Genomic DNA, 26,205 nt, shown 5'->3' with positions numbered 1-26,205 from the left:
CAGAGAATGCGGACGATAAAGATTGTAATCGCTGACGATCAAATGCTAACACGTGAGGGACTCCGAACCATTCTGGACTTAGAGGATGATTTTGAAGTTGTAGGTGTGGCGAAGAACGGAGAAGAGGCTTGTGAATTAACGGAGGTACTACAGCCCGATCTGGTATTGCTTGATATCCAAATGCCGGTCATGGATGGAATAAGTGCATTGAAGCGGATTAAACACAGTTGCCCTAATATATTTATTCTGATTTTGACGACCTTTATTGAAGAGGATTACATTGTTGAGGGCATGGCGAATGGAGCAAGTGGTTATATGCTGAAAGATATGGATGCGGATAAGATGATTACCTCCATTCGAGATATCGTATCGGGTCAATTTATTCTTCCGGCTGCTGTAGCGGCGAAATTGGCAGGAAGACTGAACCGTTTTACCGAGGATTATGCACATTTTCAGCGAAATAGTCTGAGTGTAATCAAGCTTACCGAGCGAGAAGAAGAGTTGGCACAGCTCATTATTAAGGGGCTAAATAACCGTGAGATCGCCGATACCCTGCATATTGCTGAAGGTACAGCTCGTAACTATATTAGCAATCTGTACGGCAAATTAGAGGTCGTTGATCGGGCGCAGGCCATTGTGCGTCTTCAAGCGATTATGTAAAAGTACTTGCAAAAAGAAGCTGTACCTAAGATCTAGCGATCTTGTGGTACAGCTTCTTTTTTTAATAAGTGGCTTAGTACTTATCCCCACATCCCGATAAGCAGGATACCGCAAAGGATAACAATGGAACAGATAATTCGTTTCAATCCTTGTTGCTCCTTCAGGATGAAGATGCCGAGGAAGGTAGCGAATACTGTTCCAATCTCCCGTAGGGGACTAATATGAGCCATCTGCGCTTGCTGCATCGCAAAGAGGAACAATAGATAAGATCCAGGATTCAAGACAGCTCCTAATAAAATGGTTGAACGATTGACTTGCCACTCCCGCCGAACAGCTTTGGATCGAATGACAAGAGGTGTCAGGCCTGCTACAAAGCCAATGTTCGTAATTTCCAGTAGTGCCAGGGGAGAGATGTTCTGCAAGTTCAGTTTATCTACAAAGACATAACTGGTTGTACATAGGCCGACACACAGTGCCATGACAAAAGGCTTCAATGTCTGCCACCGTGTTTCAGACTGCGTACGGTGTGATCCAAGTCCACTGAGCATGATGAACCCACTAAGCATACAGAGGACTCCGATCCATCCATAAATAGAGAGTGATTCATGCAGAAATAAGACCCCGATGATCGGTACAAGCAAGGTGCTGGTTCCCCGCATTATGGGATATATCTGTGATAAATCACCAAGCTCATACGTCTGGGATAACAGCCATGAGTATACGGATTGCAGGATTGCGGATAAAAGCAGCAGTCCGTATGCACCTAGGGGCAAGGGATTTTGCCAAAGCTCTATGATGAGGTTCGGTAACAGTAGGATGGTGCACATCATCATGATCATCCATAGAAAAACGCTTTTGTTCAGGCTTCGCTTGGTGAAGAGGCTCCAGACTGCGTGAGCCATACCGGAAGCAATAACGAGCAGAATAGGTATCAGCATGATATATTCACTTAGGCTTTAATCGTTGTGCTAGGTTCATGAGTCGGCTGATTCGTAATAACCGAGCCATCAACAAGCCGTAGCCATGTCTTAAAATTCGATTCTCCCGCAGTCAATTGGATCATGCGCGCTCCCCGCAAGAACCCTTCCTGACCATAGGTGTTATAGCCACTTGCCCGCCCGTAACATAGGCGTATGCCATGCAGCGTGCCTTCAAAGTCATTAATGTGATCGTGTCCGCAGAATGTACCTACAACGTCACCCATCTCAAGCATCGCGGTAAACAATCCGGAGTTGACGGGAGGGCAGCAGATCCGTTCAAACTTATGACCATAGCAAGTCTGAGTATCCCAGACTTCTTGATATTCTGGCAGTGGAATGTGGAAGAACGCAAGGGCAGGCGTCTTGCCTTCTTGGTCTGATGGATTTAAACGCGCCGATTCCGCAGTGAACCAGTTAATCTGATCTCGGCGAATCCAGTCATACCCGGGTACATGCTGAAGTGGAGATGAGTTTCCAGAGTCCAAAAAGTAAAGATTAGCTGCTGCTTTTCCTTCGGTATCAACCAGTTCAAGTACATAGTTTCCTTCCCCTGTAATCTCCTCAGGTCCAGCTTGAACGAAAGTGTGCTGGTGTGAGGCTGCCAGTTGAACAAGCTCTTGGCGAGTGATTCCACCTCCAGGTTCACTATCGTGATTGCCAAATACACAAGCCCATGGAATACCTCTCTCCTCCACAGCTGCAACGGCATCGCGGAAAGCCTGTTCTGGATTCTGACATCTGACATCGCCAGGTGCAACCCCGCCTGTATATATGATGTCTCCAGTCAGAACAACGAGATCAGGTTGTTCGAGGTCCATGGTTATTTCCATGAGTTCCCGTGTACGCAAGTCCTCGTCTCTTCCATCCATATAATGAAGATCGGTAAATTGCATGATTTTAAATGTTCCATCTTGACGAAAAGATAACTGACGACTCAAAAAATCTCCCCCTTGGGTTCATGTTTGTTGCAATGTTGATTTTGTTTAATTCATGTGGTTTTTCGTTGATTGTATGCCCTGTATACGTGATTGTCAATCCATTTTTTACACTGCGTTTACAAAACGGCATACAAGTTTGACAGGAAACCACACAGAACTATACACTGAATGAAAACAACAACAATACACACAAAATCGACAAATTACTCATAATAGGAGGAATCAGGATATGTCCTTAACCTACGAGGAGCGCAGGCAGACGATTCTCGCCCAGTTAAGTACAGAGGGGAAAGTGCAAGTTCATGCACTTGCCGAAATATTTAACGTCTCGACGGAAACCATTAGACGTGACCTGGACCGACTTGAGAAAGAAGGAAGACTACGCAAGGTGTACGGAGGTGCGGTTCAGACGCGTTCTGAATGGATCGAGCCGACCTTCATAAAGCGTTCTGAAATGTATCGAAGTGAGAAGCAATCGATAGGCAAATTAGCTGCCTCTCTTGTTAAAGAGGGGGAGACCGTCATTCTCGATAATGGAACAACAACCTTGGAAATTATGCGTCACCTAAAGGACCGTGCGGATATCACGGTTATTACGAATTCTGTACCGATTCTTGCATGCGCATTGGAAGACTTTCAGGGGAAAATTATTTTTGCTGGCGGCGAAGTGAATATGAGCTATCAAGCAGCGACAGGAGCCATTGCTCATCAAATGCTGGATCAGTTCAAAGTGAATAAGGCGTTTATTTCAGCAGGTGGAATCTCACTCTCTGAGGGGATCACCGAATATAATGTCGATGAAGCGTTATTATCACGAAAAATGATGCAACGAACGGAGGAGGCCATTCTCGTTGCAGATCACTCCAAGTTCGGTGTTACGACATTTGCCCATATTGCTCCTATTGAACAGATATCTATGATTGTCACGGATTCAGGCTGTGCCGAAGAATGGGTTGAGGCACTGAACAAGCTGGATGTTGAGGTTCTCCTGGGATAAGACATAAATCAATCATAGATTCTAGCACAATCCCACCCCAGTCAGTATTCATATAATAGATTATCTTAGCTAGCTGGGGGTGAAGCTACTTGAGCAGAACTAATCGCGAGATTGTGAGTCAGACTTATTCTAATCGAGTGTTACGTTCAGAGTTTGATAGAAATTGGGTAACATCCATCTCGAAAACCGGCTATGTCATCTACACGGCTACTTCTAATCATGCAAAAGTGGAAGTATTACTAGAGGGTGGATCGGGCAAACGTCTGATCTTCCGCAAAGGTGGCAAGGTGCTGGTAGGTGGTGGCGGAGTGAGCCACTATAGTAAACCCCATGTCGTTATTAGTCTGTAAAAGCGAGAAAAGAGACAGATCGGAGATATTTCTTCGATCTGTCTCTTTTCTATGCCTACGTAAGGTTGAGAATCGTCGTATTCTGCGGTCGAAAAGTATCAAATATACAAGAATGAAATCGGAATTTACATGGTTAGCCCTTACCCCATGATATAACATAGGGTTGAAATCGATGGCTGAAGACAGTATTCAGAGGGGGCTTTAAAGTGGCAAATATTAAAACAGAGGCTATTTTTTATCCGAACTATGCAGGATCGAAGGCTTACCGTATTCCATCCATGATTACAACGAGTAAAGGGACCGTTATCGCGGGCATTGATGCTAGAATTGCGGATTCTACAGACAATCCGAATGAGATTGATGTGTCGATTAGACGCAGTGAAGATAATGGAAAGACGTGGGGACCGATTCAGAAGCTCGTTGAATATGCTGGAGAAGGGCTTGATGGGGCAGCAGCCATCGATACTGCAATCCTGGAGGATGAAGAAACGGGAACGCTAATGATGATTTTCAGTCATACACCTGGCGGAATCGGACTTCATGCTAGTGATACTGGCGTCGGTTTTGACACTGCTGGACGCAGGAAGTTATACGACCTTGAGGGTCAAATGTTCTTCCTAGCTGAGGATGGTTCGGTACTGGATACTGAAGGGAAGACGACAGCCTATCGTGTAGATGAGCAAGGTTATGTATTCCTTGATGGTGAAGCCAGAGGAAATATATATTTTAAAAAAGGAATTGACCCACAAGAAAGTCTGCTCGAGGCTCGGACATCATTTTTACAGATCATACGAAGCAACGATGACGGGTTAACGTGGTCTAAACCAGAGGAATTGAATCCGAAGGTAAAAGAAGAGTGGATGCGGTTTATTGGAGCTGGACCAGGTCGCGGTATTCAGATGAAGAATGGTGAGAAGGCTGGGCGCTTGTTATTCCCCATCTATTTCTCCAATGAAGGCAGACATTTGTCATGCTGCTGTATCTACAGTGATGACCATGGTATAACGTGGCAGCGGGGAGCATCACCGAATGATGGAAGACAGTGGAACGGTGAGATATTGACGGCGGAGACGATCTATGACGGCAAGCACTATTTGACGGAATCCCAGCTTATTGAACTGCCGAGCGGAGAACTTACATATTACATGAGAAATCATTATGGATTACAGAGAACGGCTGTTGCAACCAGTACCGATGGTGGAGAAACGTGGGGCGAGATTACGTTTGATATGACACTTGTAGATCCAATCTGCCAGTCTAGTGTGATTCGCTACCCGGATACTGGAGATGGTAAGGTGCGCGTACTCTTCTCGAACCCAAATCACGAGGATTATAGAGTTAAAGGAACGGTAAGGCTCAGTGAAGATGGCGGGAAAACGTGGCCTTACAGTAAGGAGATCGAAGAAGGCGGTTTCAGTTATTCTTGCTTGACGGTGTTGAGTAATGGAGAAATCGGTATTCTATATGAACACTTATATGATTCCTCCAACTGGAATAACATGAACATTCAATTCGGAACATTCACGTTAGAATGGTTGAAATCGTAAAGGGCTTGGCGTAAAGGTTTACACCTTCGAATAACAATTCGGGGGTGTATTCTTTTTTGTCTATAAAACTTAAGGAGTTAGGCACATGTCATTATTTTCCTTTGACAGACATGGAGTGGATTTTTTATAGTATATGTAACCGGTTACGGAAACATGGTTTCAAAGATACAAAATAAAGAGAGGAAGTATTGAACGATAACAATATTTATCTCATCTGAAAAGAGAATCCATTGTCACAAATGTGGAACCGGTTACACATTCAAATACAGGCATATCATTTATCACAATTGCGGAAGCTGTTAATTGTGTATCACAAGTTAAAGTAACGATGCAGATGGTATGTCACTTTGCAGCAAGTATGGTTGTAACAAAATTCGGTGCACAAAATGCCGTCACTACAAGGTTGTAAGATTTTATGAGCTGAGCATAAAAGGCAGGCGATTGTTAGATGCTAAGGAAAGAATTAGATGCATTGACTCCCGAATTGTATATTGAACTTCGACGAAAAGTTGAATTTGAAGATTACTCTATTCAAGATGTCACTCAAGCATTAGAAAAAACACTCTTCTCCGTTGTTATATATGATGATGACGTACCTGTAGGTATTGGTCGAATTGTAGGCGACGATCGAATTGTGTTTTTCATTAAGGATGTCGTGGTTGATCCGAGCTACCAGAATAAATCGATTGGTACTGCGATCATGAAAGCTTTGATGGAGTACATTGAGGGAAAGGCCTGCAACAATGCCTATGTAGGTTTAATGTCTACACCGAATAAAGAAGGTTTTTATAAAAAATTTGGATTTATAGAGCGTCCAACCGAAAAGTACGGTCATGGGATGGTCAAGTTTGTAAATCGCAATATTGATAATTCATAGGGGGATGAATGAACATGTTGAAAAGACCAATTATTATTGACACAGATCCAGGAATTGATGATGCAGTAGCCTTGGCGATTGCCCTATATAGTGAAGAGTTAGATGTAAAACTCATTACAACAGTCGTTGGGAACGTTGGACTTGATAAAGTGACTTACAATGCTTTGAGACTTCTTAAATATTTCAAGAAGGAAGTTCCGGTTGCCATGGGAGCAGCAGCTCCATTGATTCGTGAAACAGAAGATGCAAGCGATGTGCACGGTGTTAGTGGAATGGAAGGCTTTGATTTTGAAGAACCTACAAATGACCTACTTCTTGAAGAGAATGCGGTCAATGCCATGTATAGAGTGATTAAAGAAAGTAAAGAAAAAGTAACGCTTGTTCCAATTGGTCCTTTGACGAATATAGCACTACTGTTGAAGGTGTATCCTGAAGTGAAAGAGAACATCGAGGAAATTGTTCTTATGGGTGGATCGATCACTCGTGGTAACAAAGGCGTGATGTCCGAATTCAACATTCATGTTGACCCTGAAGCAGCTCAAATTGTATTTGATAGTGGAGTTCCAATTGTGATGGCAGGACTAGATGTTGGTCTGAAAGCCCTTGTACTGCCAGAAGATAGCGCGAAGCTCGAGAAAATGAACGATGTTGGATTTATGCTTCACAGCCTCTTTAAACGGTACCGTGGTGGCAGCATGAAGACAGGTCTAAAGATGTATGATAGCTGTGCGATTGCCTACCTATTGAAGCCTGATATGTTCGAGACGGTTGATACCTACGTTGGTGTGGAGCTGAACGGTAGCATGACAGCGGGAGCAACCATTGTGGACTTGAAAGGATATTTGAAAAAGCCGAACAATGCCAAAGTATGCCTGGATATCGATCAGCAGATGTTTCGCGAATGGTTGCTCGATAGCCTGAGCAAATGCAACTAACTACCGACACCTAAGGAGTGCTTACGACGATGGATTTAATTATGTATGGATCTGCGATATTGGCGATTTGTATCATTGTATATATGCTAATCAAGCAGATGGATATCAAAATAACGCTATTCTTTATCGGGATTGCATTGATGTTTATCGCAATTATGATGGGAAATGGAATTAGTGCAAAAGACTTTGAGTCAACAGGAGCCGTATGGTTAGATCCACTGCTCGCGATCACCGACCAGTTCAAGTCATCCCTGACTTCAGCCGGCTTTATCATTCTCGTGCTTGGTGGATATACAGCTTATATGTCCTATATTAATGCGAATGATGTAACGGTTAATGTACTAACCAAACCACTAGGGAAAATTAAATCGGTTTATGTTTTAGTACCCGTTGTTTTCTTGCTCGGTAACTTATTGTCCCTGGTCATTCCAAGTGCATCGAACTTAGCGATCATCTTGCTAGCGACGCTATTCCCAGTATTGAAAAAAGCGGGCATGTCTACTTTGTCTGCAGCAGCGATCATCGCAACATCTGCAACGATTGTACCTACGCCAATGGGTGGGGACAACGTGGCTGTAGCAACAGAGTTGGCACAGCATGCTATGTTCGCGAATATGACAGTAACAGATTATGTGTTCCGTTATCATGCGCTGGTATCCATTCCTACGCTAATCGTCATCGCGGCTACACATTACTTCTGGCAGAAACGTATGGATAAGAAGATGGGTATTGATACGGACCATGCGGAAGTGGAACTGAAAGACGTACAGTTAGTATCTGGTGGTAAACTGTTCACAGCTGTATATGCTTTGCTTCCTGTACTTCCGATCCTGTTCCTGATCGTTATCTTTATTCTTCAATCCGTATCTAATCTCACGATCAATGTGAGTGTTGAAGTTGTTACCTTGTTATCCTTCGCTATTGCGATTATCTGTGAATTGATTAGAAAAAGAACGCCGAAGGCTGTACTTGATGGTACAGAGCATTTCTTCAAAGGAATGGGTGGCGCAGTACCTATCGTTGTTCTTCTCGTTGCGGCATCCGTATTCGTTACAGGTCTTAAATCCATCGGGATTATTGAGGCGCTCGAATCAGCAATGGTTGGAATTCAAGGCTCCAACCTTGGATTTATCCTTCCGCTCATTCTCGTTGGACTAACCGCTCTGATCGTTATTCTAAGCGGAAGCGGAACGGCACTCTTCTACTCCATGGTACCGCTTATGGTGCCACTTGCTGAAGCAGCTGCCATTAATCCAATTGCTGTTACAATTCCAATGGGTCTGTCTGGTAACCTGTTAAGAGCCGTTTCTCCAGTAGCTGCAGTTGTACTGATCGTTGCTGGATCGGTGAAGAAGAGTCCAATTGAGATTGTGAAGCGGACATCGGTACCGATGATTGTTGGTGTGGTCTTTATGTTCGTCCTTTCCATGATCATATTCCTGTAAGAGCATCATCTTACCGTGACAATAAGGTATTAAATTACGTATACACAAACAACTAAATTTTGTTTAAGAACAGCCATTGACGAAGATACGTCCAGTGGCTGTTCTTATTTTTTTTAATGGAGCTATTCAATGGAGGTCGCTATAATAATGAAATAGAGTTTGGGCCAAGTGAAAGAATAAGTTCAGACAGGGGTAAAGGGAGAGGACAGATGATGTTGAGGATAGGTGATTTCAAGATAGCTCCAAAGCGCCTTTGGCCTAAGACCTTACGTGGTAGACTTAGTATTCTTCTCGTGATTAGTGTCTTGATTCCCGTCGTATTGATTGGATTTATATCTTTTCAGTGGATGTCTTCGGTCCAAACTACGAAGATTGATGAAGATTTAGCGAGCAGTGTTACGTCTGGAAGAGAATCCATTGAACGTATTCTGAATAACCTCAGTGATGCCTCTCAGATGCTTACATTTGATAGTAGTACTGGACAAGATGTCATTGAGTTCCTTCAAGCAGAAACGCCGTATGACCGAGCTGTGCTTTTTAAAGCCATTAATAAATCCATGAATCTCATTAATCTGTCGAATCCAAGTCTGGGACAAATGTTATATTATTTTCCTGAAGAAGAGACAGCATATCGGTTTGAGAATATGCCAATAACGGAGCATATAAATCTTGAAACACTGCCATTGTTCTATCAGGCAAATCGTATTGCTTATTATGGTCCACATCCATCGGTAGCCAAGGGAGCCGAAGACCGGCTTGTCTTCTCGATTATGCGTGAGGTAAGCGACGACTTTCCGAACACATATGTATATGTTGAGACTAGGGCAGATAACTTTAAGGAAATATTACCTCCTAGTCAGCTTGGAATGAAGGCGCTTTATTTTCTTGTGAATCCGAGCGGAGAGGTAGCGTACAGTAATGATCCTAAGCTTGTCTCTCTAGGTCAGCGGTTGTCAGCTGCGAATAACTTAAGTGAGAATTATCAAATCTATGAATCTTCTAACCGAAATGGATGGACCCTCGTGATGGCTGTTTCTAAGCTCGAGTATGAATCGGAAACCAACAAATGGCTAAGGCAATACATCTATATATCAGCATTATCACTTGGCCTTGGCTTGATCTTTGCTATGGTCATCTGGCGTATGGTGTATCGCCCACTTCAGATCATTACGAAGGAAGTTCGTTTGTTCACCGGACAACAACCCGTTGATTCTCCAACGGTTCAGACGGGTTTGGATGAATTCGATATTCTGTTAGAGCGATTCTATGATATGAGGAATAGACTTATAGAGTTGATTGGGGAGATCAAATATGAGGAAAAGCGTAGAGGTGAAATGGAGATTGAAAAATTATTAGTTCAAATTAATCCGCACTTTCTTCATAATACGCTAAATACGGTCCAGTGGCTGGCACGCATCCACCGTCAACCGCAGATTGATCGCTTGGTCTCGATCTTTACGCGTGTGCTGCATTACAACTTGGGAAAGCAGAACATCATTGTTCGAGTTAGCCAGGAAGTAGAGGCGCTGTCCAATTATATTGAACTGCAGAACATCCGATATAATTATGTATTTCAAGTAAAAGTGGATGTTGATCCGGCTTTAATGGACGTTGCTATTCCCCGTTTTATTTTACAGCCTTTAGTTGAGAATGCCTTGTACCATGGACTCCCTGATGATAAAGGGGAAATATCCGTTGTGATCCGTCAATTGAATGAGAACCAGTTCGAAATGCGTGTGTCGGATAATGGGACTGGCATGGATCAAGAGCAATTGCAGCAATTGTTAAGTGAAAAAGGGAATAAGGAACATAAAGCTGGGCTCGGGATTGGGCTGAAATACGTGATTAAGTTAATTGAAGTTTATTATAAGGAACAAGCCCACTTTGATATGCAGAGCGAACAAGGCAAGGGGACGGTTGTGTCGCTAATATTACCGCTTCACATTGAAGGAGTGTCATTTGATGATAAGAGCAATGATCGTAGATGATGAACATTTAGTTCGTGTCGGATTAAAAATGACGATGCCATGGGACAAGTTCGCAATTGAGGTGGCAGGTGAGGCCAGAAATGCCGAGGAGGCACTCGCACTGCTCGCGAAGGAATCATTTGATTTAATGTTTATTGATATTTCAATGCCTGGGATGAATGGTCTTGATCTTCTAAATGTAATCCGTACAGAATATCCGGATGTTTCAACCGTCATACTGACCTGTCATCAGGAATTTGAGTATGCACAGAAAGCACTTCGCTCTGGGGCTATAGATTACTTAGTGAAGACACAGCTGGAGCTAGACGTTATGGAGCAAGCCTTGGAGCGAATCATTTCACATTTAGCTGAGGTTGGCGTACAGCAGGATGGAGTTGTAAAGCAAGTTGAGCCCGCCCATTCATACGAAAGTTTGAAGGAGTTATGGCTTCAGGTGAAATGGTTTATGGATGACGACTTGTTCATTCAGATGGTAACTTCAATGAATCAGCATAAAGGGGAAGTCCGTGCTTCTATACTTCAAGAAGCCTCTGCATACTGGACAGATTGTCTTCCGGTTTATGCGGATATTCTTGAACAGGAATCGATAAGTGAGGAAATAGACAGGGAGCCCATTCTGCAGTGGTTAAAGGAAACTCGGAAAGCAGTGGTTAGCCGGTTGATCAGAACGAACTATACTGAGGAAGTGATTAAGCAGATATTACTTGCGGTGGACTTTATCCATCAGAGTCATGGAAAGCAGCTGTCCCAAGCAGAATTATGTGTATACGTAAGCATGAGCCGTAGTTACTTCAGTAAATGCTTTAAAGATATAATAGGCGTCTCATTCGCTACATACATTCAAAATGTTGGTTTGAATCGTGCTAAACACCTTCTATTAGAGACGAACTATCCCGTTTACCGGATCGCTGAAGAGGTTGGATTTCAAGACGAGAAGTACTTTAGCAAGCTATTCCGGGAACGGACAGGCTTTTTGCCAAGTCAATATCGCTCTAGCATGAGATGATGGATCGAACGTGTGAATGAAGCGCAGGCACTCAGCCGGTTGCTTCTTTTTTTTTGCAGTGGTTACGGGGGAAAATAATCTATTAATGGTGTGTTAATTGTCTTGAGCATATCTTAAGTCGGCAAAATCTGAGCACAAATTTCACCGATAGTGAGGACATTCGACTTTCCCGTGCAAAGAGATAGCGGTGGTATACTTTGCTCAGAGATGAATTAGACATCGCTTAATCGCAAATATGAAAGGGGTTTCAGAGATGAAGAAAAAGGGGACAATATTGCTTTTATCTCTTATGTTACTTTTGACTACAGCGTGTTCGTCTGGAACGAAAGATAGCGAGAAGGGGAAGGTAGAGGGAACGCCTGCAAAGGTTGAGAACGCAGATCCGTTTGGGCCTCTTCCTGAGAAAGTAACCATAAACCTGTCGAAAAGTGAGGGGGACATCAACCTAAATCTGCCTTCAGGCGACACGATTAATGATAACGCATGGACACGTATGATAGAAGAGAAGCTGCAGGCAGATTTAAACTTTGTGTGGACTGTAAAAAGAGGAGATCCGTACACTCAAAAGTTAAAACTAGCTATTGCTAGTAACGACCTTCCAGATGTTTTTCTTGTAGGGTTTGATGAGTATTTAGAGCTCGTTAAGAATGATATGATCGAGGATTTGACGGGTGTAATGGATGCTTACGCTTCCGAAGGACTAAAGGAAATGTATACCTCGGATGGTGGTAAAGCACTCGAAACCATGAAGGTAGAGGACAAGATCTATGGTATACCATCCATGGGAACCATTGATAATAACTCTCCGGTTGTCTGGGTACGTCAAGACTGGCTCGACAAGCTTAAGCTAGAAGCTCCAACGAATATGGAACAATTGAAGAAAGTAACACAAGCATTTATCGAACAGGACCCGGACGGCAATGGTCAAAAGGATACGATCGGTCTTCCTGGACAAAGCACCTTCTTCAAAGCGGATATGTTTGCGTTTGATGGAATTTTCAATCAGAATCAATCGTTCCCTGGGTACTGGATAAAAAATCAGAGTGGAGAAATTGTATACGGCTCCACTACACCAGAAACGAAAGAAGCGCTCGGTATCCTTCGTGATATGTATGCGGAAGGTCTCATTCATAAAGAATTCGGAGCCATGAAATATGATCAAGCATCGCAGTTGGTTGTAAGTAATAAGGCTGGTATTTTCTTTGGCTCATGGTGGGCAGGTTGGTCCCCGCTGTCTGACTCGGTTAAGAATGATCCGAACGCGGTGTGGCGCGCTTATACGGTAAAGGCATCTGAAGAGGGTCCTTATTATGCGAAACAAGAAAGACCGATCGGTAACATTTTGGTTGTGAAGAAAGGCTTCGCTTATCCAGAAGCAGCTGTGAAAATCATTAACTGGCAAATAAAAATGCAATATGAAGATAAATCAATCGATCCATACAAAGATCTTGATCCGCAAGTACACGACAATGCACTTCCAATCGATATCCAGTTGTGGCGTGCAGACGAAGTACTGAAACTGCATGAACTCGTCATGAAGATTGTAGCTGGCGAAACTATCGATGAAGCAACTTACGATGGGCCTAAATACTTGATCGAAGACGCAACAAAGGTAGCAGAACAATGGAAGAAAGGCGAAGATTGGCTGAAACAAAACGCAGATAAATTCGGTGAACCATTCTCCCGTGTCAAAGGCGTAGAGCCACTCGTAGCTGAGAAGAATATCGAGCGTGTATACAGTGAGTTCTACAGCAAGACCAAAACAATGGAACGTAAATGGGTGAACCTGACGAAGCTTGAAGAAACAGCATTTATGCAAATCGTATTAGGTAATAAGCCACTCGATTACTTTGATGAATTCGTAGCGGAGTGGAATAAACAAGGTGGAAGTCAAATTACCGAAGAAGTTCGCGAGCAGTTGAAATAAATCCCGTAATCAGTAGCCAAGAGCCTGGGTCAGGTTCTTGGCATCTGATGGCTTAGAAGGAGGAACCCATTGATCATGAAAAAACGAACATCTATGCATTACCATCTGATGCTCTTCCCTGGGATATTACTTCTGCTGATTTTTAGTATTTATCCGATGTTTGGTATCGTTATTGCATTTCAGGATTTCAGCCCAGCTAAAGGGTTCTGGGGTTCCGAATGGGTAGGACTAGAGAATTTCAAGTATATGCTCGAGATTCCAGATAGTAAGCAAGTGTTTCTAAACACCATATTTATTGCCGTTATGAAAATTATCGCTGGATTAATTGCTTCTCTGACCTTTGCTTTGCTATTAAATGAGCTCAGAGTTCGATTCTTTAAGCGTGCTATACAGACTATTGTGTATTTGCCTCACTTTATCTCATGGGTACTGATTGGTGGAATCGTAGGACAGATGCTGTCACTCGATGGAATTATCAATCAGGGGTTAGAGTATATTGGCGTCGAGCCTATCTTCTTTCTCGGAAGTAACGACTGGTTTCCATTTGTCATCGTAGGAACCGATGTATGGAAGGAGTTTGGCTTCTCCGCCATAGTGTTTTTGGCTGCGTTAACCGGTATTAATCCGGTCATGTATGAAGCTGCAGAAATCGATGGAGCAACAAGGTGGCAGAAATTACGCTTTGTAACTCTGCCTGCCATTTCGGCAACCATCATTCTAATTGCGACACTTAGTCTTCAGAATGTATTGAATGCGGGATTTGAACAGGTATTCAACCTGTATAACACGCTCGTGTACGAGTCTGGCGACATTATTGATACGTATGTGTACCGAATGGGCCTTATTGAATCTCAATATGAACTAGCTACAGCCGTAGGTACACTGAAATCCATCGTGAGTCTGATTTTGATTTACATTTCATATCAGTTGGCTGCAAAGTTTGCGAATTACCGAATTTTTTAGCGGGACAGGAGGATCACATCTATGGTTTATGGAAAAGGAAGGCTCAATCGGCTCGTAGACGGAGCTATTCTAGTTATTCTATGCGGCATCGCTGGCCTCAGTTTGTTTCCGCTGTTACATATCCTTGCCATTTCATTTAGTGACAAATCAGCTGTTGCCGCAGGGTCCGTCATTTTATGGCCCAAAGGTGTAAACTTAGCTGCTTATCGAGCTGTGATTGAGGATAGAGCATTCTTTACAGCATTCTGGGTTTCTGTGAAAAGAGTACTCCTTGGAGGGATCATTCAGTTCGTCATGACTGTTTTGATGGCCTATCCGCTCTCACGTGAAGTACATGTATTCCGTTCTCGGAATGTTTATATGTGGTTTGTCGTATTTACAATGTTGTTTAGCGGTGGGTTGATTCCTTGGTATATGACGATCCGTGATTTGGGCTTGCTCGATTCCATATGGGCATTAATACTTCCAGGTGCAGTCCCCGCCTTTAACGTGATTATCTTGATGAACTTCTTCCGGGGGATCCCGAAAGAGCTGGATGATGCGGTCACCATTGACGGTGCTGGACCTTGGCGCACACTACTGACGATATATGTCCCACTGTCCTTACCCGCTCTGGCGACGGTTACGCTGTTTAGCATTGTGTTCCATTGGAACTCTTTCTTTGATGGTCTTATTCTGATGAACGATCCATCGAATCAGCCTTTGCAGACGTATTTGAATCAGATTGTCGTTCAGTTTAATAATTCAAGTGCGAACATGACCGTTGATGAGATTGAGAGACTTGCGAAGCTTTCAAACCAGACCGTCAACTCAGCTAAAATACTTGTCAGCATGATCCCGATATTAATAATCTACCCACTGCTGCAAAAATACTTTGTTAATGGATTAACCTTAGGATCTGTTAAAGAGTAGTGGTGTCAAGAACATATGGATCAGAGTAAAGATGAATATATACGTAATGTAAGAGCAGCCTTTATTGGCTGCTCTTTTTTTGCGTGTACTTCCTGTATTGGTCTCATTTCTAGGTAATCCATAAATTATTGTACATATCCAAGAAATCTTAGATTTAGACTCTGATCCGTGTGGCCTATAATTAGGTCAGAAATAGAGGATGGCATTAAAAATTACTCATAAGCAGGAGGGGTCAGAAGTGAAGAAAAAGTCGATGTTGAAGTTGTCCATTAGCGCACTTACTGCACTTACGCTTCTTGTAAGCGGTTGCGGAAATTCACAGGATAATGGTAGTGCAGATGCAGGTACAGATTCCCCGAAAAAAGAGCAAAAAGTAAAAATCCGGATGGCGTATTGGAATAAGGAAGACAGCATGAAAACGTTACTTGATTTGATCAAGGAAAAGCTGCCAAACGTAGAGCTGGATTATCAATTTATCGATAACAAGCAGTATGACAATATTATCGCAACTCAGCTTGCAGCAGGCTCTGGTCCTGACATTATCTCTGTAGCACCAGCAACGAGCACCAAGTATGCCAAGCTGAACTATTTGGAAGACCTCTCTTCTCTGTCTGATCTATACAATGATGCAGGTAAGAATGTGTACTCAACAGACGGGAAATTGTATGCAATTCCAGGGATCAGCTGGTTCGAAGGTATTTTTTATAACAAAGAAATTTTTGCACAATACGGCTTGAAGCCACCAACAACGTTTGACGAGGAACTTCAGCTTCATGAGGAGCTGGCTAAGAATGGCGTGAAGCCTCAGGCATTGGGAGGAAAATCATGGGAGCCTATGATGAAATCCTCCATGGGTCTGGTTATGAATGACTTCTTGTCGAAAGATGAGAATAAGGACTTTGACGTGAAGTACGGTAAAGGTGAAATTACCTTGGATGGCAACTGGAATGCGAGCGTCGAGAAGTGGTCTGAGTTGATTAAAAAAGGTTACATTAACAGCGATATGCTTGGTGTTGACTATGACCAGGCACTTAACGAGTTCGCTACCGGTAAGGCAGCGATGTGGCAATCCGGTCCTTGGGCGCTTGAGACGATCAAGGCAAAGAATCCAAACATCCAAATTGATATGTTCCCATTCCATGGTTCCGCACCCGGTGAAGGCTGGTTGATTGGTGGACCGGGCGTTGGCTTTGCAGTAAACAGTAATTCGGAGCAAAAAGAAGCGGTAATGGAAGTATTGAAGTTGATCTCCACGCCAGAAGGACAAGAAGCGTTCTGGAACGATAACAAGGGCGGAAGCAGCTACTTAAAAGGAGTAGAGTTCGAAATGCCTGCGGAGTATGAAAGCGTGAAGGAGACGTTCAAGGCAGGTAATGTCTATGCTCCATGGAACAATTGGGGAGATAATGCACAGTCGATCATCGAAGATTACGGCAAGCATTTGCAAGAGCTGCTCGGCGGTCAGAGTGATGTAAGCAAAGCACTTCAAGCGACTGACAAGAAAACGAATAGTCTTGTAAACAAGTAACCATAACGATGTCAACTAAAGGTTGATCCTGAATAAGCAAGGGGCTGCTTTCATAGATAAAGCAGCCTCAGCCATTTAGATTCAGAGGGGCTGAGGATTTTGCGAAAAAGATTTGGAAGGGAACTTCAATATTCAGTACTCATCGTTCCTGCGCTCATATTTTATTTGTTGTTTTGCGTCTATCCGTTCTTAACGATGTTCTATTACAGTGTTACGGATTATTCTGTAGCCAAGATGACTGACCTTAATTTTATAGGTTTTGTTAACTTTACTAAAGTATTTGATAACGATCTGTTGATGGCTGGATTTAAAAACTCTCTGCTCTATGCGATATTGATGACGGTCTTCCAGACAGCCTTTGGTATTATTTTGGCGGTGCTGCTTGATCGCAAGCTGAAGACACGCAACTTGCTGAGATCTGCATTTTTCCTTCCAGCGGTATTTAGTCCGCTTGTTATCGGGTTCTTGTGGAACTATTTGATGTCTACATCGGACTTCGGACTAATCAATAGAGCGCTAACTGCACTCGGCTTAGGCAAGATTAACTTTTTAGGAGATGCCGATATTGCGCTTTACTCGGTTGTTGTTACACAGCTGTGGCAGTGGACGGGCTGGGCTATGGTTATCTTTCTGGCTAATCTTCAGAGTATTTCTAAAGACTTGTATGAAGCTGCCGAAATTGATGGTGCTACACCGTGGAGAAAATTCTGGGGCGTTACACTTCCGTTATTGCAACCATCCGTTAACGTCGTAGCAGTAACCGCAATGATTGGTGGACTTAAAGTATTTGATATTATCATGGCTTTGACCGATGGTGGTCCTGGTAATGCAACGCAAACCATCATGACCGCTTATATTAAGACTTCATTTACTGAAGGGGCCTATAATGAGGGCGCCGCTTCGGGTGTCGTATTCTTCGTCGTTGTTATGATTATCACGCTACTGATGATGAAAGCATTAGGTAAATGGGGGAGGAATGTACAATGATCAAGAGAGTTCTACGTAAACGCGCTAATCTGGGACTCGAGCTGCTCATGATACTTTTGGCTGCGGTATTCCTCATCCCTGTCTATTATCTCGTAGTTACAACTTTTAAGACACCGGATGAAGCGACACTGAATCCAATGTCTCTGCCGACAAATTGGGATATTGTCAATTACGTTGCCGCATGGGAAGCAATGCAATTCCCAAAAGTACTACTAAATACGCTTATTGTCACAGTTTCTTCTGTGGTTTGTATAATTGTATTCTCATCGATGGCCGCTTACGGGCTGGCTCGTCGGAATCATAAGCTGCATCGTGTCCTATTCTATGTGTTTTTGGCGGGAATGATGGTTCCATTCCAGATGGGTCTGGTCAGTCTATATAAGCTGATCATGGCGCTGGGCATTATGGATAATTTGATGGCAGTCATTGCGGTGAATATCGGTAGTGGCTGTGTCATCGCAATCTTTCTGTTCCATAGCTTTATTCACTCTTCCGTACCGCTTGAGCTGGAAGAGGCAGCATTTATCGATGGATGTTCGGTCTGGGGAACTTTTTGGAAGGTAGCATTTCCACTACTAACGCCGGTCATTGCAACGGTTGCCATTGTAACGACCTTGAATGTATGGAACGATTTCATGAATCCACTGTTGTTCCTGCAATCTCGTGAGAATAATGTAATCTTGCTAGAAGTGTTCCGTAATATCGGACAATTCTCCGTGGACTGGACGAGTATGTTCCCGATGCTATTGCTCGGTGTATCACCTCTTCTGATCTTCTACCTGTTCATGCAGAAATATATGATTAAGGGTGTAGCTGCAGGTGCACTTAAAGGATAATGTTTGGAATTATTTCGACATAGAGATGAGTCACAAGGGAGAGGGAAAGCTTGAGTATATCAGCTATACAACAATTACTAGTCCGGACGATCGGGTCATCCGCTGCTTTCTTTAAGCTTGAGCTGATGGAGTCCGAGGACGAATACGATATTTTTGAATTGCTCAGTATAGACGCCTATATAGTGATTCGTGGGACTTCGAATAGTGCTCTAGCGTCGGGATTCTACTGGTATTTGAAGCATGAATGCCATGTGCACCTCTCTTGGTGTGGAGACCGTCTTGAATTGCCGGCAGAGCTTCCGGTGTTGGAGAATCCTATTCGTCAGAAGTCACCTTATCGTCTTCGCTATAATCTCAATTACTGCACGTATTCCTATTCGATGCCTTTCTGGGATTGGGACCGCTGGGAGCGGGAGCTGGACTTTATGTCACTGAATGGCATCAATCTGATGCTGACAGTAACGGGCCAAGAGGACGTATGGAGACGAACACTGCTTCGGCTTGGTTACACGCAAGAAGAGGTGTCTGAGTATTTGTGTGGACCTGCATTCTTCGCTTGGCAGTGGATGCAGAATCTGACCTCATGGGGCGGCCCATTGCCGCATTGGTGGTATGAGGAGCAGGCTGAGCTTGCTCGAAAAATCATAGAGCGGATGAGTGAGCTCGGAATCATGCCTGTCGTACAAGGCTTTAGTGGTATGGTTCCGCGTGACTTTGGCAGCAAGTATCCGGAGTCGGCTCCAGTAGATCAGGGACAATGGTGCGAATTCGATAGACCATTCTTGCTTCTGCCAGATGATCCGATGTATACACAAGCAGCAACGATCTATTATGAGGAGTTGCAGCAGTTATACGGCGCGGATGTCCACCATTACAGCATAGATCCGTTCCATGAAGGCGGACGTGCAGATGTTGTGGATATGGCACAATACGCTCGGGATGTAGAGCAGGCTCTGTTAGCACATGATCCGCATGCGGTCTGGGTTCTTCAGGCTTGGGAAGGAAATCCGAAGCCCGAGCTTCTTGGTGCCATCAGCAAGGATCATGCGTTAATTCTTGACTTGTGGTGTGAATCGAAGCCAGCATGGAAAGAGACAGATGCCTTCCAAGGTCATCCTTGGGTCTGGAATATGATCCAGAATTATGGCGGGAAGAACGGATTGTACGGCAATCTGAAGACATTGGCTCATGAGCCGCTAGCGGCATGGAATCATCCTTCTGCTGGCAGCATGTCTGGAATTGGCCTTGCGATGGAAGGCATCGGTACCAATCCAGTCATGTACGATTTATTAACCGATATGGTATGGAGAGAGAAAGAGCCAGATCTTGACGAATGGCTGAAAGAGTATATGATTCGCAGATATGGAGAGGCGCCTGCAAGTGCACGGGAGGCATGGAGTCTGCTTCAGCAAAGTGTATATGATATCAGCCGCGTTCAGCAAGGGACATCGGAATCTCTATTATGTGCACGTCCAGCGCTGGAGATTGCGAATGTATCTACTTGGGGACCTAAAGGTATAAATTATGATACGACCATGGTTAGAGATGCCGCCAAGCGTCTTTTCGAGGCCTATGAGGAGTGCAGTGCTTCGAAAGGTTATCTGTATGATTTGGTTGATGTGACACGTCAAGCAGTAGCGGATCTGTCCCGAGAGATTCATAAAGAACTGATTGAAGCCTACCGTGCCAATGATATGGCAGCCTTCGACCTCCAGACGAATCGATTCATGAAGCTGCTGGAGGATCAAGACCACTTACTCTCAACAAGGCAAGAATTTATGCTAGGTCCTTGGCTGGAAGCTGCGAGGAAGAAAGGGAGAACTGAAGAGGAGAAGAATCTCTTCGAGTACAATGCCCGTACTCTGATTACAGTGTGGGGACCTAAATCCTCGGCCGTTTTGTTAAGAGATTATTCTCATCGTGAGTGGTCAGGTCTACTGAGCAGCTTTTATGCCTCGCGGTGGGATATGTTTATCAAGGCAATGCGCCATTCTATGATCACAGGTACAGCGTTGGTTGAACCAGACTGGTATAGCTGGGAACACCGATGGACTTGTGAGGAGGGGGCACCATATCCACTGGAGCCACAAGGCTCAATTCGGGAGTATGTGGATCACATCCTTACAACCTATTTCTAGTTAGATCTGTTACTTCCATAGTTCGTATAGGCCGTTCTCAATTCGAAGAATTGTGAGCGGCTTCTTGTGTTCAATATCGGAGAGGCTTGGTAGAATGGGATAAGGAGGGATTTCACACCATGTACCGACTTATTATTGCTGACGATGATCATATTGAGCGAGAAGGTATCAAATTTCTAATTGGGCGTTGTCAGTTTCCTCTGGAAATTAGGGAAGCCAAGAACGGCAGACAGGCACTGGAAATGTTGAAGGAGCAGCCAAGTGATCTTTTAATTACAGATATTAAGATGCCCTTCATGGATGGTCTTGAATTAGTGAGAGAATCCAGAACGTTCTTACCGGATCTTAGCGTTATTATTATGAGTGGTCACGGTGAGTTTGAATATGCCAAGGCGGCGATTTCACTGCAGGTCATTAACTATCTGCTAAAGCCCATTGAAGAAGAGGAATTTAAGACCGTATTAACCTTTGCGATCCATCAGTTGGATGCACGTAGTAAGCAGCAGGCATATGAATTGCCATCGAACGCGGTATCAAGAAGGCTAGACAGTGAACTAACATCCAAGGGTCGAGCTGTTGCTGAAGTGCTACAGATTATCGAAATAGAGTATGGAAATGATCTGAGTCTAGAGTATTTAGCAGGGCGAGTTCATCTTACACCGAGTTATATGAGTCATATGTTTAAGAAAGAAACGGGGATCAGTCTGGTTAAATATATTAACAAGTATCGAATGGAAAAGGCTAAAGAATTTCTTGATCAGAGTAACTATAAAATCGTAGAAGTTTACCGAATGGTCGGCTTCTCGGACCCGTCATACTTTGGTATGACCTTCAAGAGCTTCTATGGATTGACACCTTCGCAATACCGCGAGAGAGCAGGGCTCCCGAGATGAATCGTCTATTTCGATTTTTTAGAGACAGTGGTCTCAGGCGCAAGCTGATTCTCAGCTATGCCATTATGATCATCATACCGATTCTTACATTAGGGATTTATTCTTATATAAGTGCGAAGGGATATCTCAAAAATCAGCTACTTGAGGGCATGAATTATACCGTCAACCAAGCGGCTCTAAGCCTTGATCAAAAAATGATAAAGATCGGCGATTTCATGGATTTCATGGCCTTCAATCCGATCGTTAAGAAGATAGCAGGCAACGAATTGCCTGATTTACTGTCCTATACGAAGGAACTTAATGAGAATATCGAGCCTACCTTATGGTACTACATGAACATTAACCAGGAGCTGCGTGAGGTGATCTTTTACTCCGATTATAGGAATAATCAGATTGGGAATTTCATTTATCCTAGCCATGACGTTCAGGACAATGAGTGGTATAAACAGGCAAAGTCGAGTCGAAACACGCAGTGGCACTACGATAATGATGTACTTTATGCGGTTCACAATATCCAAAAAAGTGATAATGTCACTTTTGCGGGTGCATTGTATGTACGGATTGATGATGAACTTCTATTCGAGAATCTGGATCAAGTTTACCAGGGGCGATACGGAATCCTCATTGGCAAACCGGATGGAGGAATTGTGTATGCCGGGCAAGAGGCTAACGCACTCAGCCAGGCGGATATTCACCAAATCACGAATGAGCCAGGCGGAGCCTTCCGTATGCAGGGAAAAGACTACTTGCTGACGAAGAGTATTCTTCCCCATTCTGGCTGGACGTTCTATTATTATGTGCCGACCGCGGGAATTGCGGTGAACACAAAGAGCATTCTAGAGGCAACCGGAACAATTATTATCTTATGTCTCATTCTCCTCATGTTCATGATCTGGCTATTCTCTCGTACACTGGTAAGGCCGATATTAAAGCTTCGTCAGAAGATTGAGCTGGTTGAGAAGGGGGATTTCGATATCCCGATTCTATCGGATGCGAAGGATGAGATTGGTGGTCTGACCCGAAGTTTTGCTCAGATGGTCAAGAAGACACGCGAATTGATCCAGGAGGTATATCAGGCAAGACTCCAGGAAAAAGAAGCTGAAATGAAAGCGCTTCAGGCTCAGATCAATCCTCATTTTTTGTATAATACTCTTTCTATCATTAATTGGAGGGCGATTCAGTTAGGTGCGAAGGATATTAGCCGGGTCGCGAATGGGCTATCTCGCTTCTACCGAACGAGTCTGAATAAAGGTAACCATCTTACACGGATGAGGGATGAAATCCAGAATATTCAGGCGTATATCGATATTCAGCTCTTGATGCATGAAGAGGAATTTGAGGTTATCTATGACATCCCTGAACAGGCGGAGTACTATGAGACGATCAATTTTATACTACAGCCTATCGTAGAGAATGCCATTGTACATGGGTTAGATGAGCGTGAAGAGGAAGGTGTAGGGCGTCTTCTCATTCGGGTGGAATGCGATGAAGCGTCAGAGCTGGTTCATATTCTCATTCAGGATAATGGAAAGGGAATGGATGAGGAGCAGATGAATGGCTGGGCTCAAACTCAGGTCGGAGGCTATGGTCTTCGCAATGTCCATGAGCGGATTCAGCTCTACTATGGTGAAGAATATGGAATAAGCATCGAAAGTGAGCTTGGCGTTGGAACGAAAGTTACGGTAAAGTTGCCTTTGCGTCGTTGAATTTAAGAGCAGAGCAGGCCTTATTGGCTGCTCTTTTTTTGTCGACTATTGACAGCTTCAGGAAATATGTTCATGATTCGTGGGAGAAATGTGCTAGTGGATCTAACTTTAGAGGAGGAAGAAACTTTTGGCTGATAATGTACTATTGCAGACACTTCGTTTGAATTATATCTATTCTGAAAAATATGCATTTCCCAAGGGCTGGAGCTATTACGAGTCATCCATACCGTATTCCATGATTCGGTACATTGAGAAGGGAAAAGCGTCGTTTACGATCGACGACACCCTCTATCAGCTTGAGGCCGATGATATTATTTATATTCCCGAGGGATGCAGGCTCGAATGCGAGGCTTTGACCGATGACTTCACGTTTATTAGCATCCGCTTCTCAGCGGCATTTTCGCTAAGTGATAGTGATTTCTGGTCCAGTATTATGGGCTATGATACCAAAATCAAATGTACGGACCCACTCATCAAGCGATTTTTTGACAGTATTATTCAAGAGAAGGATTCCTCAAAGCGGGGGAAGTTTCTATTGCTGAGAGGTTATTTGGAGATCATCCTGGGCTATGTGATCAATTCCTCTGATACAGCATTTAACCGATCTGACAAGCCGAAACCGATCAAGCAGGACAGCAGCAACAATGGCAACCGGGCTCAGATCGTTGTCGATTATATGATTCATCACTTTGACAAGAGCATCAGCATTGAAGAAATGAGCAAGATGGCTAACATGAGCTCAGCAACGCTTCGCAGATTGTTCAAACAGCATACAGGCAAATCCCCCAGTGAGTTTCTAATCGAGCTCAAGATGACCGTAGCAGCCCGAAAAATATTGGAGACTGACGAACGTATATCAGACATCGCCTATATGGTCGGCATCGAAGATCCTAACTACTTTTCAAGGGTATTCAAGAAACATTATGGGGCAACACCACATTCCTATCGTCAGTTGGCAAGGGATTAAGGACGAGAGCTGTTTGAAAAACATGTGATCGATTTGTGCTACTTATGATTGGTTTACTATGTTTAAGTATCATGGAATATTAGCTATTGTTAGTAATGTAGAGATTGATCAATCATATTTTGAAAGCGGATACTCTTATACAGATAGGAGTTTCTGTTAGGTAATTGAAGAAGGGGAATTTCGCGTATTTTCTTCTGAAGTCCTTCTAAGCAAGTTGGGTTTGTGGGTAGCACTTTCTGATTACATGTTTGATTTATTCTATTCAGAAGAGAGGTAGGTCAGGATACATGAGGAGAACACGAACCTTGATATTCATTGCATTCTTGATGTTATTCACAGCTGCCTGTAGTAAAGAGCCTGAAGCTTTGCCGCCACCAAGCGCGAATGGAGATTTACAAGGTGAAATTGTGTTGTGGCATTCTTTCACACAGGGAGCCAGGAATGAGTTTATGAAGAATGCGGCTGATGCTTTTATGAAAGAGCATCCCGGTGTAAAGATCACGATTGAAACATTCGCCTGGTCTGAATTTTATACGAAGTGGACCACAGGTCTTCAATCTGGTCAGGTGCCGGATGTCAGCACGGCTTTACCGAATCACGTGGTGGAGCTGCTCGATGCCGATGCCATTATTCCAATTGATGATGTGATTGACCATATCGGAAGAGATAGATTTTATGAGGCTCCGCTGAAAGAAGGCAGCCTGAATGGAAAGAACTATTCCATTCCGATTTATTCACACGCACAAGTGATGTGGTACCGAAAGGACCTGCTTGAGAAGGCGAATCTGGAAGTTCCTAAGACATGGGATGAGCTCTTCGAGGCTGCGGTTAAGCTGAATGATCCACCGAACGTGTACGGTTTGTCCGTTCCTTTGGGTATGGGAGACATGCTAGCAACCCGCTTCCTTAACTTCTATGTCCGTTCAGCTGGAGAAACCCTCATCACAGAGGACGGGAAGGCGAACTTGACGAGTAAGGCGGCTATTGACGGGATTAACTACTGGGTGAATATGTACAAATCCACATCACCTAATGGGTCGTTAAACTTTAAGACCTTAGATCAATCCACGTTATTCTATCAGGGCAAGACCGCTTTTGATTTCAATAGCGGCTTTCATATTGGCGGGGTGAAGACCAATTCACCAGACTTGATTGACTACATCGAAGCAGCACCTATGCCCAAGATCCATGCCGATGATCCAGAGGTGGGCATTGAAACTTCGAATATTCCAATGATCGTATGGAAGAATAGCAAGCACCCTGATATTGCGAAAGCTTTTGTTGAAAGTTTATACGAAAAAGATAATTACATCGATTTCTTGCACTCGGTTCCAGCAGGAATGTTACCTGCGATGAAGGACATTGCTGAAGATCCGGCCTTCCTTAATGAACCAACGATTCAAAAGTTTCGTAGTAGCGTTGATATCATTAGCAATGCTGTGAACAGAGGGACGGCAATCGGAATGGAATATGAACCTACGCTTCCATCCGTAATTGTCACAACTCAGAACGTAATCGAAAAAATGTTCCAGAATATTATTTTGAAGAATGAATCCGTACAGGAAGCTGCGGAGAAAGCAGAAAGAGAATTGAACGGTTTGATTGAAATATCGAAATCGTAAAGC

23 protein-coding genes are annotated in these 26,205 nt (G+C 43.7%); 21 read left to right on the top strand and 2 right to left on the bottom strand.

Annotation, left to right across the window (positions count from 1 at the left end; all coding sequences use genetic code 11):
* Positions 1-6: 6 nt before the first annotated feature.
* Entirely contained in the window at positions 7-660 is a 654-nt protein-coding gene (locus AC3WJJ_RS17610; protein WP_492542691.1) for a response regulator, read from the top strand.
* A gap of 80 nt (positions 661-740) precedes the next feature.
* On the opposite strand, the gene AC3WJJ_RS17605 is transcribed toward AC3WJJ_RS17610, so the two are convergent.
* Both AC3WJJ_RS17605 and AC3WJJ_RS17600 read right to left on the bottom strand, forming a co-directional pair.
* Complete coding sequence (locus AC3WJJ_RS17605) at positions 741-1,598, bottom strand: DMT family transporter (protein ID WP_492542690.1); 858 nt, start codon at positions 1,596-1,598, stop codon at positions 741-743.
* Positions 1,599-1,609: 11 nt separating this feature from the next.
* Complete coding sequence (locus tag AC3WJJ_RS17600; protein WP_492542688.1) at positions 1,610-2,578, bottom strand: metallophosphoesterase family protein; 969 nt, start codon at positions 2,576-2,578, stop codon at positions 1,610-1,612.
* 229 nt (positions 2,579-2,807) lie between these two features.
* On the opposite strand from AC3WJJ_RS17600, the gene AC3WJJ_RS17595 reads away from it, so the two are divergent.
* The 20 genes from AC3WJJ_RS17595 to AC3WJJ_RS17500 all read left to right on the top strand — a co-directional run bounded on the left by AC3WJJ_RS17595 (position 2,808) and on the right by AC3WJJ_RS17500 (position 26,202).
* Complete coding sequence (locus tag AC3WJJ_RS17595) at positions 2,808-3,575, top strand: DeoR/GlpR family DNA-binding transcription regulator (protein ID WP_492542686.1); 768 nt, start codon at positions 2,808-2,810, stop codon at positions 3,573-3,575.
* Positions 3,576-3,664: 89 nt separating this feature from the next.
* Positions 3,665-3,925, top strand: coding sequence for a hypothetical protein (locus tag AC3WJJ_RS17590; protein WP_492542684.1), 261 nt, complete (start codon positions 3,665-3,667; stop codon positions 3,923-3,925).
* A gap of 206 nt (positions 3,926-4,131) precedes the next feature.
* Positions 4,132-5,472 (top strand): sialidase family protein, encoded by a 1,341-nt coding sequence (locus AC3WJJ_RS17585; protein WP_492542682.1) that lies wholly within the window; start codon positions 4,132-4,134, stop codon positions 5,470-5,472.
* 241 nt (positions 5,473-5,713) lie between these two features.
* Entirely contained in the window at positions 5,714-5,881 is a 168-nt protein-coding gene (locus tag AC3WJJ_RS17580) for a hypothetical protein (RefSeq protein WP_492542680.1), read from the top strand.
* A 39-nt stretch (positions 5,882-5,920) separates the two neighbouring features.
* Complete coding sequence (locus AC3WJJ_RS17575) at positions 5,921-6,349, top strand: GNAT family N-acetyltransferase (protein WP_492542678.1); 429 nt, start codon at positions 5,921-5,923, stop codon at positions 6,347-6,349.
* A gap of 14 nt (positions 6,350-6,363) precedes the next feature.
* A complete protein-coding gene (gene rihC, locus AC3WJJ_RS17570) occupies positions 6,364-7,284 on the top strand; it encodes a ribonucleoside hydrolase RihC (RefSeq protein ID WP_492542677.1) in 921 nt (306 codons plus the stop codon).
* A 29-nt stretch (positions 7,285-7,313) separates the two neighbouring features.
* A complete protein-coding gene (gene dcuC / locus AC3WJJ_RS17565) occupies positions 7,314-8,729 on the top strand; it encodes a C4-dicarboxylate transporter DcuC (RefSeq protein ID WP_492542675.1) in 1,416 nt (471 codons plus the stop codon).
* Between the two features lie 209 nt (positions 8,730-8,938).
* Positions 8,939-10,717, top strand: coding sequence for a sensor histidine kinase (locus tag AC3WJJ_RS17560; protein WP_492542673.1), 1,779 nt, complete (start codon positions 8,939-8,941; stop codon positions 10,715-10,717).
* Positions 10,692-11,723 carry a response regulator transcription factor gene (locus tag AC3WJJ_RS17555; protein WP_492542671.1) on the top strand — a complete coding sequence of 344 codons (1,032 nt, stop codon included), beginning with the start codon at positions 10,692-10,694 and terminating at the stop codon, positions 11,721-11,723. Before AC3WJJ_RS17560 ends, AC3WJJ_RS17555 begins: the two co-directional genes overlap by 26 nt.
* A gap of 289 nt (positions 11,724-12,012) precedes the next feature.
* A complete protein-coding gene (locus AC3WJJ_RS17550) occupies positions 12,013-13,650 on the top strand; it encodes a type 2 periplasmic-binding domain-containing protein (protein ID WP_492542669.1) in 1,638 nt (545 codons plus the stop codon).
* Between the two features lie 72 nt (positions 13,651-13,722).
* The gene (locus tag AC3WJJ_RS17545) at positions 13,723-14,613 is read left to right on the top strand and encodes an ABC transporter permease (RefSeq protein ID WP_492543089.1); all 891 of its coding nucleotides are present in this window, start codon (positions 13,723-13,725) and stop codon (positions 14,611-14,613) included.
* 21 nt (positions 14,614-14,634) lie between these two features.
* Positions 14,635-15,525 (top strand): carbohydrate ABC transporter permease, encoded by an 891-nt coding sequence (locus AC3WJJ_RS17540; protein ID WP_492542667.1) that lies wholly within the window; start codon positions 14,635-14,637, stop codon positions 15,523-15,525.
* Between the two features lie 238 nt (positions 15,526-15,763).
* A complete protein-coding gene (locus AC3WJJ_RS17535; RefSeq protein ID WP_492542665.1) occupies positions 15,764-17,053 on the top strand; it encodes an ABC transporter substrate-binding protein in 1,290 nt (429 codons plus the stop codon).
* A gap of 99 nt (positions 17,054-17,152) precedes the next feature.
* Complete coding sequence (locus tag AC3WJJ_RS17530; protein ID WP_492542663.1) at positions 17,153-18,040, top strand: carbohydrate ABC transporter permease; 888 nt, start codon at positions 17,153-17,155, stop codon at positions 18,038-18,040.
* On the top strand, positions 18,037-18,876 hold the full coding sequence (locus AC3WJJ_RS17525) for a carbohydrate ABC transporter permease (RefSeq protein WP_492542661.1): 840 nt from the start codon (positions 18,037-18,039) through the stop codon (positions 18,874-18,876). Before AC3WJJ_RS17530 ends, AC3WJJ_RS17525 begins: the two co-directional genes overlap by 4 nt.
* Positions 18,877-18,926: 50 nt before the next feature.
* Positions 18,927-21,014, top strand: coding sequence for an alpha-N-acetylglucosaminidase (locus tag AC3WJJ_RS17520; protein ID WP_492542659.1), 2,088 nt, complete (start codon positions 18,927-18,929; stop codon positions 21,012-21,014).
* A 119-nt stretch (positions 21,015-21,133) separates the two neighbouring features.
* On the top strand, positions 21,134-21,907 hold the full coding sequence (locus AC3WJJ_RS17515; RefSeq protein ID WP_492542657.1) for a response regulator transcription factor: 774 nt from the start codon (positions 21,134-21,136) through the stop codon (positions 21,905-21,907).
* The gene (locus AC3WJJ_RS17510) at positions 21,904-23,613 is read left to right on the top strand and encodes a sensor histidine kinase (protein WP_492542655.1); all 1,710 of its coding nucleotides are present in this window, start codon (positions 21,904-21,906) and stop codon (positions 23,611-23,613) included. The genes AC3WJJ_RS17515 and AC3WJJ_RS17510 overlap by 4 nt, the downstream gene beginning before the upstream one ends.
* A 127-nt stretch (positions 23,614-23,740) precedes the next feature.
* Complete coding sequence (locus AC3WJJ_RS17505) at positions 23,741-24,580, top strand: AraC family transcriptional regulator (RefSeq protein ID WP_422659409.1); 840 nt, start codon at positions 23,741-23,743, stop codon at positions 24,578-24,580.
* 305 nt (positions 24,581-24,885) lie between these two features.
* Positions 24,886-26,202, top strand: a complete 1,317-nt coding sequence (locus AC3WJJ_RS17500) for an ABC transporter substrate-binding protein (RefSeq protein WP_492542653.1) — start codon at positions 24,886-24,888, stop codon at positions 26,200-26,202.
* Positions 26,203-26,205: the final 3 nt, after the last annotated feature.

The organism is Paenibacillus sp. FW507-14B1B, from assembly GCF_058781425.1.
The sequence above is the reverse complement of the archived record's forward strand: the minus strand, read 5'-3'. Positions and strand labels throughout refer to the sequence as shown.